Source organism: Alphaproteobacteria bacterium (assembly GCA_033344895.1).
Classification (GTDB): domain Bacteria; phylum Pseudomonadota; class Alphaproteobacteria; order UBA8366; family Aestuariispiraceae; genus Pacificispira.
Genome location: JAWPMN010000001.1, coordinates 1935988 through 1953510, shown reverse-complemented (window position 1 = coordinate 1953510; position 17523 = coordinate 1935988). Strand labels below are relative to the sequence as shown.

Genomic DNA, 17523 nt, shown 5'->3' with positions numbered 1-17523 from the left:
CTCAAGCGTCACCAGCGCCCGACCGATCACGATTCGCCGGCCTTGACCGTCCGGGCGGCCGCTTCCTTCTGCCGGGTATCCTTCGCCAGCTTGCGGCACACCGTGTAGAACACCGGGGTGAAGATCAGACCGAAGAAGGTCACGCCGACCATGCCGGAGAACACCGCGGTCCCCAGAACCTGGCGCATTTCCGCAGCCGCCCCGGTGGCGACCGCCATCGGTGTCACCCCCAGGATGAAGGCAAAGGCCGTCATCAGGATCGGCCGCAGGCGGGCCCGGGCGGCATCGGCGGCGGCTTCGAACCGGTTCATGCCTTCCTCTTCCGCCTGCTTGGCGAATTCGACGATCAGAATGGCGTTCTTGGCCGCCAGTCCGACCAGCACGACCAGCCCGATCTGAACCAGGATGTCATTGGACATGTCGCGCCAGGTGACGCCGTACATCGCTGCCAGCAGACACATCGGCACGATCAGGATCACCGCCAGGGGCAGCAGCCAGCTTTCATACTGTGCCGCCAGCAGCAGGAAGACGAACAGGACGGCCGCCGCGAAGACATAGATCGCGGTATCCCCGGCCTGCTTCTCCTGATAGGCCAGTTCCGTCCACTGATAGCTGAACCCGTCCGGCAGGACCTGATCCGCCAGCGCTTCCATCCGGACAATGGCCTCACCGGTGGAGACCCCGGGCACGGTCGCCCCCTGCACCGCGGCGCCAGGGAAAAGATTGTAGCGCGCGACGCGATACGGGCCCGTCCGGTCCTCAAGCTTCGCCAGGGCGGACAGCGGCACCATGTCGCCATCCAGGTTCCGGGTCCACAATTTCCCGATATCGGACGGATCGTCACGGAATTCCGCATCGGCCTGTACGCGCACACGGAAGGTGCGGCCGAACAGATTGATGTCGTTCACATAGGACGAGCCCAGGAACGTCTCCAGGGTCGAGAAGACACGTTCCAGTGGCACGTTCAGGATTTCCGCCTTATGCCGGTCGATATCGGCGTAGATCTTGGGCGTACGCGTATTGAAGAAGGTAAAGACCTGCGTCAGCCCCGGGTCGGCATTCGCGGCGCCCGCGAGCTGCTGTGCCGCGGCTTCCAGCGCCTCCGGCCCTCGCCCGCGCTGATCCAGCACATACATCTTGAACCCGCCCCCGGTGCCAATGCCCTGGATCGGCGGAGGCTTGATTACGAAAACGACCGCGTCCTGGACCTGCGAGGCGATCCCCCACATCTGACCGTAGATCGCGTTCGCGTCGATACCCTTTTCAATCCGCTCCTTGAACGGCAGCAGCGGGGTGAAGATCGCCGCGGCATTCGACGCATTGGTAAAGGTCGCCCCATCGAACCCCGCAAAGGCAACGGTATGGGAGATGCCGTCGATTCCACGCAGTTTCGTGCTGAGATCCTGGACCACCGTATCGGTTCGGCTCAAGGCGGCGCCGGACGGAGTCTGCACCACGACGATGAAGTAGCCCTGGTCCATTTCCGGCACGAAACCGCCCGGCGTCGTGCGGAAAATGTCGACCGCGGCGTAGATCAGGCCGCCATAGATGATCAACACGATGATCGGGATGCGCACCAGCTTGCCGACCATCGCGCCATAGCCGTTGGCCAGGGAATCGAAGCCCTTGTCGAACAGCCGGAAGAAGGCGTGCACGGGCCGCATGATCAGCGACGGCTTCTCCGAGGCATCCTCCTCCCGCAGCAGCAGCGCCGCCAGTGCCGGCGACAGGGTCAGCGACACGATCAGCGAGATCAGCGTCGAGGTCGCGATGGTGACCGCGAACTGGGCATAGAACTGCCCGGCGATTCCCGGGACGAAGGCGGTCGGGATGAAGACCGCCAGAAGGACAAGGGAAATCGCGATCAGCGCGGTCGAAACCTCGGTCATGGTCTGGCGCGCGGCCTCACGCGGCGACAGGCCCCGGCGCAGGTTCCGTTCCACATTCTCGACCACGACAATGGCGTCGTCGACGACAATCCCGATGGCCAGGACCATGGCAAAGAGCGACAGGCTGTTCAGCGAATAGCCGATCATCGCCATGACCAGGAAAGTGCCGATCAGCGAGACCGGGATCGCAACGATGGGGATGATCGCCGCACGCCAGGTCTTCAGGAACAGCACGATCACGATCACGACCAGTACGACCGCCTCGAAGATCGTCTCGACGACGGCGTCGATGGACTGTTCGATGAATTCCGTCGGGTTGTAGACGATGCTGTAAGCCATGCCCTTCGGGAAGGCCTCGCTCAATTCCTCGAAGCTCTGAATCACCGCATCCGACGTCGCGAGGGCGTTGCTGCCCGGGCGCTGGAAGATGGCGATGGCAACCGCCGGCTTTCCATCCAGATAGGAGTTGGTGGAATAGTCGTATCCACCAATTTCCACCCGGCCGATATCGCGCATCCGGGTGACGCTGCCGTCCTCCCCACGCTTGACGATGATCTTCTCGAATTCCTTCGGCTCGACCAGCCGCCCCTGGGTTTCGACGTTCAGGCGGAAATCGACCGCATTGGGCAGCGGTTCCTCCCCGACCACCCCGGCCGCCACCTGGACGTTCTGGTTCTGCACCGCGGCGATCACGTCCTCGACGATGAGGCCCAGCGACGCCATCCGTTCCGGATCCAGCCAGACCCGCATGGAATATTCCCGCGCACCGAAGATGCGCACGTCGCCGACACCGTCCAGGCGCGCGATCACGTCCTTCACCTGCAGGAAGGCGTAGTTGGAGATATAGAGCTGGTCCAGGGAGTCGTCCGGCGACAGCATATGGACGACCATCATCAGGTTCGGCGAATTCTTGCGCGTCGTGACGCCCAGATTGCGCACCGATTGCGGCAGGCGCGGCAGCGCGACCGCGACCCGGTTCTGCACCAGGACCTGCGCGGCATCCAGATCGGTGCCCAGTTCGAATGTCACCGTGATCGTGACATTTCCATCCCCGGTCGCCTGGGAGGTGAGGTAGAGCATGTTCTCCACCCCGTTGATTTCCTGCTCGATCGGGGCGGCGACGGTTTCGGCAACGGTTTCCGCCGACGCGCCCGGATAGCTGGCCGTGACCTGGATGGTCGGCGGCGCGACTTCCGGATACTGCGAGATCGGCAGACCCAGCATCGATATCCCGCCGAGCACGAGCAGCAGGATCGACAGGACCGCCGAGAAGATCGGCCGGTCGATAAAGAAATGCGAGATTTTCATTGTCGCTCAGCCTTACTGATCGCCGCCGGCGCCCTGAGGTTTCGGGAGCTCGATCCGGCCGTCCTGCGGCGCCACCGTCATGCCCGGGCGGGCCTTCTGGACACCGGAGATGATGATGCGGTGTTCCGGCGTCAGTCCGGAGCGGATGATGCGCAGCCCCAGTTCACGCGGGCCCAGGCGAACCGGTACCGCCTCGACGACATTGTCCTGATTGACCGCCAGAACCAGCTTCTGAGACTGGTCGCTGAGAATGATCGAATCCGGCACCAGAATCGCGTCATAGATCGGCGATCCCGGCAACCGAAGACGGCCGAACAGCCCGGGGGTGATGACCCCATCCGCATTCGGCACGACGGCACGCAGCCGGATCGTCCCCGTTCCGCGATTGACCGTGTTATCGACAAAGTCGATCGCCCCCGCGCGGGTCCAGTCATCCTCATCGGACAATTGCAGTTCGACCTGGACCGAGCCGTCGCGGGCCTGGGCCATGTCGCCCTTCAGCCGTGAGCGCTGGTAGCCCAGGTAATCGCGTTCGCTGAGTTCGAACGTGAAATACATGGGATCGATGGTAACGACACGGGTCAGTTCGGTCGGGTTGTTGTCGCCGATCACGAGGTCGCCGACATCGACGCGCGCATCCGAAATCCGCCCGGAAATCGGGGACCGAACCTCAGTGAATTCGACATCCAGCCGGGCCCGTGCCAGCGTGGCGCGCGCCGCCTGGACCGCGGCATCGGCAGACGCCTTTTCCTGTCGCGCCTGATCCAGCGTGGATTCCGAGATCGTCCGGCCGGAGACCAGTTTCTCGGATCTGTTCAGATTGTCCGTCGCGAGGCGCTGGGCCGCCTGTGCCGACACGAGAGCGGCATTGGCGGCGGCCACGTCGGCTTCATAGGTGCGCGGATCGATGGTGAACAGCAGCTGGCCCTTTTCGACCAGCTGCCCGTCGTCGAAGTGGATTTCCTGGACATAGCCGGTGACCCGCGCCCGGACAACGACATCCTCGACCGCCTCGAAACGGCCGGTGAACTCGTCCCATTCGATCAGCGGCTGGACCAGCGGCGCGGAAACCGTGACCGCTGGAGGTGGCGGCGCACCACCGCCGCCGCCCTGGCTCTGCTGGCTCGCATCGTCACAGGCCGTCGCCAATAGCAAGACGGCGGCCAAAGCCGCCATAGCCGTTTTCCCCATCGTCCTCGTCCTCTCGGAAACCGCGCTCAAAAAAGGAAGTAAACTAGATAGTGTCCTTTGCACTGCAAAAAAGACCCTCATCAAACTTTTCCCACGTTGTTAGTCCCTTGCGAACCGTCGGTTAGGGACGCACACTCGCGACCTTGTTGTTTGCACAGGTTTTTTTTGGGGGAGACGGCGCATGCCATCGCATTCGGTGGAAATCGACGGGGATCAGGCGTTCCGAGCGGAATCGGCCACCGGCCGCGGCCTGGACGGCACCTATTCCGGGGCCCTGAGTTTCCTGCGACGCAAGTATACGCGCGATCTGACGCATGCGGATGTCGCGGTTGTCGGCATTCCCTTCGACCTGGCGACCTCCTATCGGCCCGGTGCCCGGCTGGGCCCGCGCGCGATCCGGGCCGGATCGGTGCAACTGGCCGAACTGAAGGCGTTTCCCTTCGGCTTCGACCCGTTCGACACGCTGGCCGTGGTCGACTGGGGCGACGTCTATTTCGACTGGGGTTACGGCGTCGAGGCGCCCGACGTGATCACCAAGGACATTGCCGGTATCCTGGCCCAGGATACGGCCACCCTGTGTCTCGGCGGCGACCACTTCGTGACCTACCCGATCCTGCGGGCCTATGCGGAAAAGTACGGTCCGGTCCGGCTGGTCCATTTCGACGCGCATTGCGATACCTGGCCGGACGACGGCAAGCGTCTGGATCACGGATCGATGTTTGCGCGGGCCGCCAAGGAGGGCATCGTCATTCCCGAAAAATCCGTCCAGATCGGCCTGCGGACCTGGAATGACGACGATTACGGGTTTACCGAATTGAACGCACCCTGGGTTCACAAGAACGGCGTTCAGGCGGTGATCGATCGCACCTTGGAAATCGTCGGTACAGACGGACCGGCCTATATGACCTTCGATATCGACTGTCTGGACCCGGCCTTCGCGCCGGGCACCGGCACACCGGTGGCAGGCGGCCTGTCCAGCGCCCAGGCCCTGGAGATCGTTCGAAATCTGGGCGGCATAGACTGGGTCGGGGCGGATGTGGTTGAAGTTGCCCCCGCCTATGACAATGCCGAGATCACCGCCATCGCGGCAGCGACGATCGGGCATGACTGGCTGTGCCTTATGGCGCAGAAGAAGGCCGCCGGGTGACGGGCGCGCACCGACGGAAGGCGGGGTCGGCGGAAATGCCGTCGAAGGCACAGAAACTGCATGGCTTCGATCGGGAACCCGGTTAAAGTCCGATTGAACGATGAGCGGTCTGAAACATACCACGATCCTGATCGTCGAGGATCAGATGCAGATTCGGGGCCTGCTGGCCTCGGTCCTGAGGACTTTCGGCGTCGGGAACATCCTGCGGGCATCCAATGGGGCGGAGGCGATCGATCTTCTGCGCACCGTTTCGCGCGACCCGGCCGCGGCCGGGGCCAGCCGGGTCGACGCCATTCTGTCCGACTGGGTGATGCATCCGGTCGACGGCGCAATGTTGCTGCGCTGGGTGCGCAAGCACAAGGAATCGCCGAACCGTTTCCTGCCCTTCGTGATGATCACGGCATTTTCCGATCCGGCGCGCGTGCAGCTGGCCCGCGATCTCGGCGTGTCGGAATTCCTCAGCAAGCCGTTTTCGGCCCAATCGGTTGCGATCCATCTGATGGCGGCGCTGAAGGACAAGCGCCGTTATGTGAAGATCGGCAGCTTCTTCGGTCCCGACCGCCGCCGCCGTGAGGCCCTCAGCCCGGAAGAACGGCGCGATGCGGAGCAATCCGACGAGGCGAAGGGCGTCACCTTCTACGATCCGCCGCAGGATCTGCGACGACGCATGGCAAACGCCACGATCGACATTCAGAAGGTTCTGGACGTCCAGCGGGAGATGGACAACTGGGCCGAGGATTTCCGGGACTGGACGCTGGATTTCATCAAGCAGATCGACGCCGCGCTGGAGGCCTGCCGCGCATCGCAGACGGCCGACCGCCGCAAACCGTTCAATCGGATCAACTTCCTGGCCCACGAGATGCGCGGCCAGGGTGGAACATTCGGTTATCCGCTGGTCAGCCAGGTTGCCCGATCGCTGTTCGACCTGACGCTTCACAATCTGGACCGGTCGGATTCCTGCTGCGACCTGATCGGGGAGCATGTTCGCATCCTGAAGGCCGTCGTCCGGGACAAGATCAAGGGAGACGGCGGCATGATCGGGCGCGAGCTGCTGGATGAGTTGCAGCGCGCCAACGCAAAGTTCCTGCGCAATTCCGCCGGACTGCAATATGTCAGTCGCGATTTTCAGGAGGCCAACAAGCTGGCCCTGGAGGAGCGGGAAGAGTCGAAACTCAAACGTCCGGCGGCGAAGAAGCAGTTGCTTTCGTCCGACGTCGAGGATGTCGAGGTCGAGGTCCTCGACGAGGAATCGGACGCGCCGTCCGACAAGACCGGCGAAGAGCCCGACTGAACCCCGCGTTACAACATCCGTTTTCCAGCGACGCGGTTTTGTGCCATAATCCGTGTTGCGTTGCGAAACGGACAGGCCCTCGAGAAGCCCGACCGCCAGCGGCGCCGGGTCGGAAACGAGAAACGAGACCTTGAGCGGCCCGACGGGTCCAGGAGGGGCTTTATATGGATTGTGCACCGGGGGGACCGCGCGGACGCAACGCGCGTGTATTGATCTATTCCCACGACACATTCGGCCTGGGCCATCTGCGGCGATGTCGCGCAATCGCGCATCATCTGGTCGAAATGAACAAGGATCTGACGGTCCTCATCCTGACAGGATCGCCGATCATCGGCAGTTTCGATTTCCGCAGCCGCGTCGACTTCGTGCGCGTCCCCGGGGTCATCAAACTGCGCAATGGCGACTACACGCCGCTGCAGCTGCATATCGACATCGACGATACCCTGGCCTTGCGCGAATCCATCATTCGGCACACCGCCAGCATGTTCGATCCGGACCTCTTCATCGTCGACAAGGAACCGCTGGGCCTGCGTGGCGAGGTCGAGGAGACCCTCAAGATGCTGCAGGAACGCGGCGTTCCGACAGTTCTCGGTCTGCGCGACGTCATGGACGATCCGGACCTGCTGGAGCCGGAATGGGAACGCAAGAAGGCCATGCCGGCGCTGAAGGATCTGTATGACGACATATGGATTTATGGGCTGCCGCAGATTCATGACCCGCTGGCCGGCATTTCGGTTCCCGATTCCGTGCGCCGGAAGATGACTTACACCGGCTATCTGCGCCGCGAGGTGTCCGACGATGCCGTGGCGCATCAGACAGTGAAGATCCGCAGCCCCTATATCCTGGTGACGCCAGGCGGTGGCGGCGATGGCGAAATGATGGTCGACTGGGTCATCCGCGCCTATGAGGAAGACCGGCGACAGCCCTATCCGGCCCTGGTCGTGCTGGGACCGTTCATGCAGACCGATACGCAGGTCGAATTCATGGAACGCGCATCCCGACTGGACGATGTCGAGGTCATCACTTTCGACGCCCATATGGAAAGCCTGATGCAGAATGCCGTCGGTGTCGTCGCCATGGGCGGATACAACACGTTCTGCGAAATCATGAGCTTCGACAAGCGGGCGCTGATCGTGCCGCGCACCCGGCCGCGCAAGGAACAGTTCATCCGCGCCGCCCGGTTCCAGGAAATGGGACTTGTCTCCATGCTGGGTGACGAGGAAATGCCGGATACGCGGGCCATGGCCACGGCCTTGCGCCATCTGCCGCAGCAGCCGCGCCCGTCGGAAGTCGTGGTGCCCGGCCTGATGGACGGCCTCGACAATGTCGACCGCCTGACGCGGCGATGGATCAAGCGTCAGCGCCGCCCGCTGACCCTGGCCGAAAAGAGAGCCTGACCGGTTCATGTCCGATCCTGTCGCGTTCGTTCTTAAAGGCTATCCGCGCCTGTCCGAGACCTTTATCGCCCAGGAAATCCTGGGCCTGGAGCGCCGTGGGCTGGACATAAGGCTGGTGTCCCTGCGTCACCCCACCGACAAGGCGACGCATCCGATTCATCGCGAAATCCGGGCGCCGGTTCTGTATCTGCCGGAATACCTGCATCAGGAGCCGCTGCGCGTCCTGCGCGGTGTGCGCGCGGCGCGGCGAATGCCGGGCTATTCTGCAGCGCGGCAGGCCTGGCTGAGGGACTTGAAGCGCGACCCGACACGCAACCGGATCCGGCGCTGGGGCCAGGCCTGCGTCCTTGCCGAAGAACTGCCGCCGGGCGTCGGGCGCCTGCACTTCCATTTCCTGCACACCCCGGCCTCTGTCACGCGTTATGCCGCCATTCTGCGCGGCCTGCCGTGGAGTGGATCGGCCCATGCGAAGGATATCTGGACGTCGCCCGATTGGGAAATCCGCGAGAAGCTGGCGGAGATGGATTGGCTGGTAACCTGCACCGCCAGCGGCGCCGACCATTTGCGCGGGTTGGCCGACGATCCGGAACGGGTCGCGCTGCAGTATCACGGAATCGACCTCACACGCTTCGCGCCTCCTCCCTCCGACATAGGGTCAAAGGGCAGTCCCGTCACGATCCTGTCCGTCGGCCGCGCCGTTCCGAAAAAGGGCTATGACGACCTGATCGCCGCGCTGGCGGCGCTGCCGCAGGACCTCAACTGGCGTCTGGTCCATATCGGTGGCGGCGCCCTGCTGAAACAGTTGAAGGAACAGGCGCGCGACGCCGGTATCGGCGACCGCATCGACTGGCGGGGCGCCCTGCCTCAGGAGGCGGTGCTGGCCGCCCTGCGGTCGGCTGATGTTTTCGTCCTGGCAAGCAAGATTGCCGCCGACGGCGACCGGGACGGCCTGCCGAATGTGCTGATGGAAGCACAGAGCCAGGGTCTGGCGACGGTTGCGACAGCGGTCTCCGCCATTCCGGAACTGATCGACGCGGACCGGACCGGGCTTCTGGTACCACCGGGCGATCCCGATGCCCTGGCCCAGGCGCTGGAGCGGGTTCTGCGTGATCCGGACCTGCGCCGGGCACTGGGCCAGGCCGGCGCCGACCGTGTCCGGGCGCATTTCGATGCGGAGCGGGAGCTGGACAGCCTGGCGCGCCGTTTCGGACTGCCGGGGCCTGCGGATACCGAGGCATTGTGAAGGGGACAGCATGACCGATCATGTCGCCTTCTACGCCCCACTGAAACCGCCGAGCCATCCGACACCATCCGGAGACCGGCGATTTGCCAGGCTGCTGCTGCAGGCTCTGCGCCGGGCAGGGTTCGATGCCCGGACGGCCAGCACCCTGCGCAGCCGAAATCCCGACGGAGATACCGAGTTCCAACGGCGTCTGGAGAAACGGGCGGACACAATCGTCGACCGCCTGTTGCAGCGCTACCGCGACGATCGCCCGGCCGTCTGGCTCACCTATCACGTCTATTACAAGGCACCGGACCTTCTGGGACCGCCGGTCGCCAGGGCCCTGAACATCCCCTATGTCATTGCCGAAGCGAGCCGCGCGGCCCGGCGCGCCGATGGTCCCTGGCAACGCGGTCATGCACTGACCGATGAGGCGCTGAGACAGGCCGACCTCATTCTGCAGCCGAACCCGAAAGACCTGCCGGAGGTGACGGCGTTTCTGGGTCCGGGCGCCCCTGTCGTGCGCCTCCCGCCGTTTCTCGATGCCGGGCGCGAAACCCGGGAACGGCGGCACCGCGGGCGATACCGCTCGGAATTCGCAGCGCACTTCGGCCTGAACCCGGATCGGCCCTGGCTGATATCGACCGGCATGATGCGGCCCGGGGCCAAACGGGAATCCTACCGCGTTCTTGCCCGGGCGATCGGCACTCTGGACCGCCAGGACGTCCACTGGCTCATGGTCGGGGACGGCCCGGAACGGCCGGAAATCGAACGGGATTTCAGCGGCGACAGCCGCGTCCGGTTCACCGGCGCACTGCCTGCCCGGGCGTTATCGCAACTGAACGCGGCCGCGGACCTGTTTGTCTGGCCCGCCATCGACGAAGCCTTCGGCATGGCCCCGCTGGAAGCACAGGCCGCCGGCCTGCCGGTCGTGCTGGGCGATCGGCCCGGTACCCGCGCCATGGTTCGGCCGGACGAGACCGGACTGCTGACTCCCGAAGGCGATCCGGATGCCCTGCGACTGGCTGTCCGCAGCCTGCTCGACGCGCCGGAACGCCTTGCGGCAATGTCCGACGCGGCCCATCGTCATGTCATGGAGAACCACGATATCGCCGGGGCTGCAGAGCGCCTTCGGACATGTCTGCAGCCCTTGATCGACGGGCGGAACCGATGACCGCGCTGGTGGCCTTCATCCGTCACGGGCCGACGGGCTGGAACGGCGAGAAGCGGCTGCAGGGTCGCAGCGACCAGCCGTTGAGCGAGGCCGGGCGTGCAGCGGTCGCGACATGGCGACTGCCGCCCGACATCGCGGAGTTCGAGCCCCATTGCAGCCCGCTGCGCCGAACAGTGGAAACCGCCCGCATTCTGATGGACCGGGAGGTCGAGCGGGAACCCGCACTGATCGAAATGAGCTATGGTGACTGGGAAGGCCGCCGGCTGCCGGACCTTCGTGCCGAGTTGGGGTCGACGATGCAGGAGAACGAGGATCGCGGGCTGGATTTCACGCCGCCAGGGGGCGAGAGCCCGCGCATGGTACTGGACCGGGTAGCGCCCCTGCTCATCCGCTGGGGTCTGGAAGGACGCAACCGGATCGCCATCACCCACAAGGGGGTCATCCGCGCGGTCTATGCCGCGGCGGCGCAATGGAATATGACGGGTCGGGCCCCGGACAAGCTGCGCTGGGATGCTGCCCATATCTTCCGGATCGAGCCGGATTCCGCGATCCGAATCCACCACCTGAACCTTCCCCTGCAGCCTGATCCCCGGACCCCCTGACCCGCCATGGCCACCCGATCCGCCCCGAAACTGTTGTTCCATGTTCAGCACATGCTGGGCATCGGGCATCGCGTCCGGGCCGAACGTATCGCCTGCGCCTGCGCGGAGGCGGGGTTCGAGGTCACGTTGCTCGAAGGCGGGGTGGCGGGACAGGTCCCGGATGGCGAGGCGGATCGCCTGACGCGCATTCAACTTCCGCCGGCCCGGGCGGCGGATGCCGCATTCTCCGCCGTGATCGACGCCGATACGGACAGGCCGATCGATGATGCGTGGCGGGATCGGCGCGCCGCCGCGAGCCTGAACGCCCTTCGTGCAACGCGGCCGGACATTCTGCTGGTCGAGGGTTTCCCCTTCGCCCGCCGCGCCTTCCGGTTCGAACTGCTGCCGCTGATCGCGGAAGCCCATCGCATGGGGGCAAAGGCCGCCGTGTCGATCCGGGACATTCTGGTCGCCAGACCGGACCGCCTGAAGACCGCCCAGATTGCCGAAACCGCCCGCGAAAACTTCGATCGGGTTCTGATCCATGGCGACCCGACCTTCGCGCAACTGGCCGACAGCTTTACCGCCGCGCCCAGCCTGGCAGACCGCCTGATCTACACCGGAATCGTCTCTCCGCCGCTGGTCGCCGCCGGGAAGGATGGGCATGGCGAGGTCATCGTCTCGGCCGGCGGCGGCGCGACCGGCGGAGCGCTGATCCGCGCGGCCCTGGCCGCCAAACCCCGAACCGGGCTCGCCGACAGAACCTGGCGCATCCTGATCGGACCCAATCTGCCGCCGGAAGACCGGGTGGTTCTGGAAAACCCGCCACCGGGCATCGTCGCGGAACCGTCCCGGCCGGATTTTCCCAATCTGCTCGCCGTCGCCGCCCTCTCGATCAGCCAGGCTGGGTATAATACGGTGGCCGACCTGGCCGTGACGGGGTGCCCGGCGGTCCTGATTCCCTTCGCGGGTCCGACACGGCAGGAAACCGAACAACCGACCCGGGCCCGCCTGCTGGAGCGGGCCGGCCGCGCCGTCGCGGTTGCGGAGGCAGAGCTGACCCCCGAAAGTCTGGCCGATGCGGTGGACCGGGCGGCGGCCCTGCCGCGGCGCACGGATGCGCCGTACCGCACCGACGGTGCCAGACGCTCGGCCCAGATCCTGCTGGACCTCGTTCCGGAAGGCACACGAACATGACCGATGCACGCACACGCCTGCTGGAGGAGCTGGAAGCCTGGCGCGACCTGCCGCGCCCGCCGCGCCTGTGGTGGCGCGATGACGACGCGGTGCGGCCGACGGGGGCGCTGGGTCGATTGTTCAGCGCAGCGAACGGGCGCCCGCTGGCCCTGGCCGTCATTCCTGAAGGGTTGGAGAACGCTCTGGCCGGCGCGGTGCCCGACAATGTAACCGTCCTGCCGCACGGCTATGCACATCGGAACCACGAACCGGCGGACCGCAAAAAGGCGGAATTCGGTGCCGCCCGCGATCCGGAGGAAGCACGCCGGGAAATCCGCAGCGGCATTCACACCTTGTCCCAGGCATTTGACGGTGCCTTCTTTCCGCTGTTCGTGCCGCCCTGGAACCGGATTGCGCCGGAAGTAGCGGCACTGGCGACAGACATCGGTCTGGCCGGCCTGTCCACCTATAACGACCGGCCGCCCGGCGGCTCCGTGCCCAGCCTGAACACCCATGTCGACATCCTGGACTGGAAGCACAAGCGGCAAACCGGACAGGCCGCCTTTATCGGTGAGACTGCGGCCTTCGACCTTCTGACCGATGCGTTTCAACGGCGCCGCACGGCCGCCGAAGGGACTGACCCGGCCGAACCTGTGGGCCTTCTGACCCACCACCTGGAGCATGATGACGGGTGCTGGGACTTCCTGAGTGACATTGCGGAATGGGATGACTTCGAATGGGTAAGCGCGCGCAAGGGCCTGACGGCGCGATGAAAACGCTGCAATTCGACCGCGGCGCCCTGATCCGGGACGCCCTGCGCGGGATTGCCGGACTGGCGGCGACCGCGGGGCCGGCGCTGCTGGTGGAGGATATTCTGCGCCCGATAGAAATCGTCTGCTGGGGTCTGGCGGCGATTTTTGCGGTCTTTTTGCTGCGCACCGGCCTGCGCCACAAAACGGAAATCCATCTGTCGGAAGATGCGATCGCCGTATCCAACCCCCTGCGACGGCGCAGTCTGCAGTGGTCGGACCTGACCGCCGTCCGGCTGTCCTACTATGCATCGGCGCGGTCACGGCAGGGCAGCGGCATCCTGTCCCTGACCTTGCGGGGGAAGGGCACGAAAATCGTTGTCGAGTCTTCGCTCAGGGAGTTTGATAGGCTCGCGGAGTTCGTGGCGGGTCTGTGTACCCGGCAGGGCATCGACGTCGATCCCGCGACGATGCACAATTTCGAGGCAATGGGAGCGCCGATCCGACGGTAGTCAGGTCGCCCGGGGGAAGGATCGGCGGGAAGTAACTCACCGGGCGCGTTTGGGGGACGCTGGGTTATATGGCCGGGGATCTGCTGAAGGTCGAAGACCTACGGATCGGCTTCCGTCTTCTGGAGGGGTCGGTCGAGGCCGTGAAAGGCGTGTCCTTCCGTGTACCGCCGGGCGGAACGGTCGCGCTGGTCGGCGAATCCGGCTCCGGCAAATCGGTGGTCAGCCAGGCCATCATGGGCATCCTGCCGAAAATCTCCCAGATCACCGGCGGGTCGATCCTGTTCGACGACCCCAGAAAACCGGGCGGACCGATCGACATCGCCAAGCTGGATCGTGACGGTGCGGAGATGCGGGCAATCCGCGGCGGTCGAATATCGATCATCTTTCAGGAGCCGATGACGGCCCTGTCGCCGCTGCATACCGTCGGCAACCAGATCGGCGAGGCGGTGGAACTCCACCGCGATTGCAGCATGGCGGAAGTCCAGGACCTGAGCCGCGACATGCTGCGCATGGTCGGCTTCCCGGACCCCGACCGGGCCATGAAGACCTATCCGTTCGAACTGTCCGGCGGACTGCGTCAGCGCGCGATGATCGCGATGGCCCTGGTCTGCCACCCGGCGCTGCTGATCGCCGACGAGCCGACGACGGCCCTGGATGTGACGATCCAGGCCCAGATCCTGAAGCTGATGCGCGACCTGCAGAAGGAACTGGGCATGGCCGTCCTGATGATCACCCATGACCTTGGCGTGGTCGCGAACATGGCGGAGGAAATCGTCGTCATGTATCACGGCGAGGTCATGGAGCACGGGACCCTGGACCATATTTTCCGTGACCCGCGCCACCCCTATCTCAAGGCGCTGCTGCACGCCGTGCCGCGCTTCGACATGAAGCCCGGCGAGCGCTTGATTCCGATCCGCGAGATCGAGGCCAATGCCGACACCCTGCGCGAAGACCGGCCGGCCCGAAAGGTCGCCGATCCGAACAAGCCGATCCTCACCGTCCGCGACGTCACCAAGACATTCACGATCCGCAAGGGCGGCCTGATCGGCACCTCCACGCCGATCCGCGCCGTAGACGGCGTCTCCTTCGACGTGAAGCGCGGCGAATGCCTGGGCCTGGTCGGCGAAAGCGGTTGCGGTAAGACGACCCTGTCGAAAATTCTGATGCGCGCGCTGACGCCTGATAGCGGCGACGTCACCTATTACGACGGACAGACGGAGACCGACCTGCTGGACCTGACCGGCGGGGCCCTGTTCGATTTCCGACGAACGATGCAGTTCATTTTCCAGGACCCGTTCTCGTCGCTGAACCCGCGCATGACGGTGCTGGACATCCTGACCGAGCCGCTGTCCATCCACGGGGTCGGCACGATCGAAGAGCGGCGTCAGAAAGCCGCCACCTTGATGGAACTGGTCGGCCTGGATATGCGCCACCTGAAGCGCTATCCGCACAGCTTCTCCGGCGGCCAGCGGCAGCGTATCGGGATCGCGCGGGCACTGGCGCTGAACCCGGAAATCATCATCTGCGATGAGCCTGTTTCGGCCCTGGACGTATCGATCCAGGCCCAGATCTTGAATCTGTTGAAGGATCTGCAACGTGATCTGGGGCTGACCTATATCTTCATCAGCCACAACCTGGCGGTCGTCGACTATATCGCCGACCGGATCGCGGTGATGTGCCGCGGCCGGCTGGTCGAGATGGCGCCGCGTGAGGTGCTCTTCAAGAATCCGATGCATCCCTACACGCAGGGTCTGTTGCGGGCCGTGCCGGACCCCAATCCGGACCGGCAGCTGGATTTCGCCCGGCTGATGGACGAGAAGGCATCGAACCCGGCCCTCTGGCCCATGCCGTTCACCGATGACGGCAGCGTCGATGCCGTATTCCACGACCTCGGCGACGGCCATATCGTCCGGGCGCGGGAAGACGCCTCCTTCGGCAGGAGCGCCGCATGATGCCGCGAGTACTCTTCGCGCTGACCCTCGCCGCCCTTGCGGGATTTGCGCCCCCGTCCGCCGATGCGATGGACTATGTCGGCGCGCCGTCCCTGGATGCGGACGTCGCGGCGGGCAAGCTGCCGCCGGTCGAGGACCGCCTGCCGAAGGAACCGCTGGTCGTCGATCTGGAAGCACGGGGACAGACGGCGGGCCGGCATGGCGGCAATCTTGTCACACTGATGCACCGGTCCAAAGACACCCGCTACATGTATGTCTATGGCTATGCGCGGCTGGTGAAATACGATCTGGATTTCAATCTGGTTCCGGACATCCTCAAGGACTTTGAGGTATCCGACGGCGGCCGGACCTTCACGCTGCATCTGCGCGAGGGGCATCGCTGGTCCGACGGACACCCGTTCACCACGGAAGACTTCCTCTATTTCTGGGAGGACATGGCCCATAACGATGACCTTTTCGCGTCCGGCCCGCCATCGCACATGAAGATCATGGGGCATTATCCGAAGGTGGAAGCCCTGGACGAGACCACCATCCGCTATTCCTTCCCGGTACCGAATCCGGATTTCCTGCCCGGATTGGCCCAAGCACGGCCGAACCAGATCTACGCGCCGAAACACTATCTGAGCCAGTTTCACCCGAATTACGTCCCGATCGAGGACCTGCAGCGGGCGGCTGAGGAAGCGGGGCAACGGAACTGGGCGGCGGTCCATATCAAGGCGAACCGCTATTACCGGATGGAGGACAAGGAGCTGCCGACGCTGCAGCCCTGGTATGTCACCAATGAAGCCCCTGCCGACCGGTTCGTCTTCAAGCGCAACCCGTATTATCACAAGGTCGACCGAAACGGCCTTCAACTGCCCTATGCCGACGAGGTCATCTTCAACATTGCCGAGGAGAAGCTGATCTCCGGCAAATCCGCGACGGGGGATGTCGACTTTCAGGGGCGCTATCTGCGCTTCGACGATGTCACGCTGCTGAAGCGGAACGAAAAGGATCACGGATATTCGACCTTTCTCTGGCGCATCGCCAAAGGGTCGCATATGGCGCTCTATCCCAATCTGACCGCCAAGGACCCGGTCTTCCGGAAGCTGATCCGCGATGTCCGGTTCCGCCGCGCCCTGTCACTGGCCATCAACCGGCGCGAAATCAACCGGGTGATCTATTTCGGCCTGGCCCTGGAAGGCCAGAATACGATGCTCCCAAAGAGCCCGCTCTACCGCGAGGAATACCGCACGTCCTACGCCCAGTTCGACCTCAAGACCGCCAATGCCCTGCTGGACGAAATGGGCCTGAAGCGGCGCTGGGACGGCGCCCGGATCGGACCGGACGGGGAACCGGTCGAGATCATCGTGGAGACGGGCGGATCGACGGAGCAGGCGGACATCCTGGAACTGGTCGCCGACAGCTGGTGGGAACTGGGAATCAAGCTCTACATCAAGCCGCTGGGCAAGGAGACCCTGCGTCGGCGCATCTTCTCCGGCCAGACGCAGATGACGATCGAGTCCGGATTCGAGAACGGGCTGGCGACACCGGACATGGCGCCGCATGACCTCGCCCCCGTCACACAGGTCCAGTATCAGTGGTCGGAATGGGGCGAGTATTACGAGACCAACAAGACCGGCGGCGCGGCGCCGGATATGGAAATGGGCATCAATCTGATGAACCTTCGGCGCGACTGGTATCTGGCCGAGACCCGCGACGAGAGAGCGGAGATCTGGCACGAAATGCTGCAGATGCATGCCGACCAGTTGCCCACCATCGGCCTGATCGCCGGGGTGCTGCAGCCCATCGTGGTCGCCAACGGTCTGCGCAACCTGCCGGAAGAGGGGCTGTGGAACTGGGACCCCGGGGCCCATTTCGGGCTCTATGGTCTGGATTACGTGTATTGGGACAAGGACGCCGTGACCGCCCAGGCGGACCAGTAAGCGGACGCG

The 17523-nt window shown here is 64.5% G+C and carries 13 protein-coding genes; 11 read left to right on the top strand and 2 right to left on the bottom strand.

Translation table 11 applies throughout. The annotated features are described in order from the left end of the window. Nucleotides 1–26: 26 nt before the first annotated feature. Together R8L07_09570 and R8L07_09565 are read right to left on the bottom strand one after the other, a co-directional pair. A complete protein-coding gene (locus R8L07_09570; protein ID MDW3205784.1) occupies nucleotides 27–3197 on the bottom strand; it encodes a multidrug efflux RND transporter permease subunit in 3171 nt (1056 codons plus the stop codon). A gap of 12 nt (nucleotides 3198–3209) precedes the next feature. Beyond that, a complete protein-coding gene (locus R8L07_09565) occupies nucleotides 3210–4388 on the bottom strand; it encodes an efflux RND transporter periplasmic adaptor subunit (protein MDW3205783.1) in 1179 nt (392 codons plus the stop codon). Nucleotides 4389–4569: 181 nt separating this feature from the next. On the opposite strand from R8L07_09565, the gene speB reads away from it, so the two are divergent. The 11 genes from speB (at nucleotide 4570) to R8L07_09510 (ending at nucleotide 17514) form a co-directional block, all read left to right on the top strand. After that, the gene (gene speB / locus R8L07_09560) at nucleotides 4570–5535 is read left to right on the top strand and encodes an agmatinase (GenBank protein ID MDW3205782.1); all 966 of its coding nucleotides are present in this window, start codon (nucleotides 4570–4572) and stop codon (nucleotides 5533–5535) included. 100 nt (nucleotides 5536–5635) lie between these two features. Continuing rightward, nucleotides 5636–6826: a response regulator gene (locus tag R8L07_09555; GenBank protein ID MDW3205781.1), complete on the top strand. Its 1191-nt coding sequence runs from the start codon at nucleotides 5636–5638 to the stop codon at nucleotides 6824–6826. Nucleotides 6827–6990: 164 nt separating this feature from the next. Then, complete coding sequence (locus R8L07_09550; protein MDW3205780.1) at nucleotides 6991–8223, top strand: glycosyltransferase; 1233 nt, start codon at nucleotides 6991–6993, stop codon at nucleotides 8221–8223. 7 nt (nucleotides 8224–8230) lie between these two features. Beyond that, nucleotides 8231–9466: a glycosyltransferase family 4 protein gene (locus R8L07_09545; protein ID MDW3205779.1), complete on the top strand. Its 1236-nt coding sequence runs from the start codon at nucleotides 8231–8233 to the stop codon at nucleotides 9464–9466. A 10-nt stretch (nucleotides 9467–9476) separates the two neighbouring features. Continuing rightward, complete coding sequence (locus R8L07_09540) at nucleotides 9477–10619, top strand: glycosyltransferase family 4 protein (GenBank protein MDW3205778.1); 1143 nt, start codon at nucleotides 9477–9479, stop codon at nucleotides 10617–10619. After that, nucleotides 10616–11221 (top strand): histidine phosphatase family protein, encoded by a 606-nt coding sequence (locus R8L07_09535; GenBank protein ID MDW3205777.1) that lies wholly within the window; start codon nucleotides 10616–10618, stop codon nucleotides 11219–11221. Before R8L07_09540 ends, R8L07_09535 begins: the two co-directional genes overlap by 4 nt. A gap of 6 nt (nucleotides 11222–11227) precedes the next feature. Then, nucleotides 11228–12397, top strand: coding sequence for a glycosyltransferase (locus tag R8L07_09530; protein MDW3205776.1), 1170 nt, complete (start codon nucleotides 11228–11230; stop codon nucleotides 12395–12397). Further along, nucleotides 12394–13149 (top strand): hypothetical protein, encoded by a 756-nt coding sequence (locus R8L07_09525; protein MDW3205775.1) that lies wholly within the window; start codon nucleotides 12394–12396, stop codon nucleotides 13147–13149. Before R8L07_09530 ends, R8L07_09525 begins: the two co-directional genes overlap by 4 nt. Then, nucleotides 13146–13637 carry a PH domain-containing protein gene (locus R8L07_09520; GenBank protein ID MDW3205774.1) on the top strand — a complete coding sequence of 164 codons (492 nt, stop codon included), beginning with the start codon at nucleotides 13146–13148 and terminating at the stop codon, nucleotides 13635–13637. The genes R8L07_09525 and R8L07_09520 overlap by 4 nt, the downstream gene beginning before the upstream one ends. Nucleotides 13638–13705: 68 nt before the next feature. Then, nucleotides 13706–15589 (top strand): ABC transporter ATP-binding protein, encoded by a 1884-nt coding sequence (locus R8L07_09515; GenBank protein ID MDW3205773.1) that lies wholly within the window; start codon nucleotides 13706–13708, stop codon nucleotides 15587–15589. Next, nucleotides 15586–17514 (top strand): ABC transporter substrate-binding protein, encoded by a 1929-nt coding sequence (locus tag R8L07_09510; protein ID MDW3205772.1) that lies wholly within the window; start codon nucleotides 15586–15588, stop codon nucleotides 17512–17514. The genes R8L07_09515 and R8L07_09510 overlap by 4 nt, the downstream gene beginning before the upstream one ends. The last annotated feature ends 9 nt before the right edge of the window (nucleotides 17515–17523 follow it).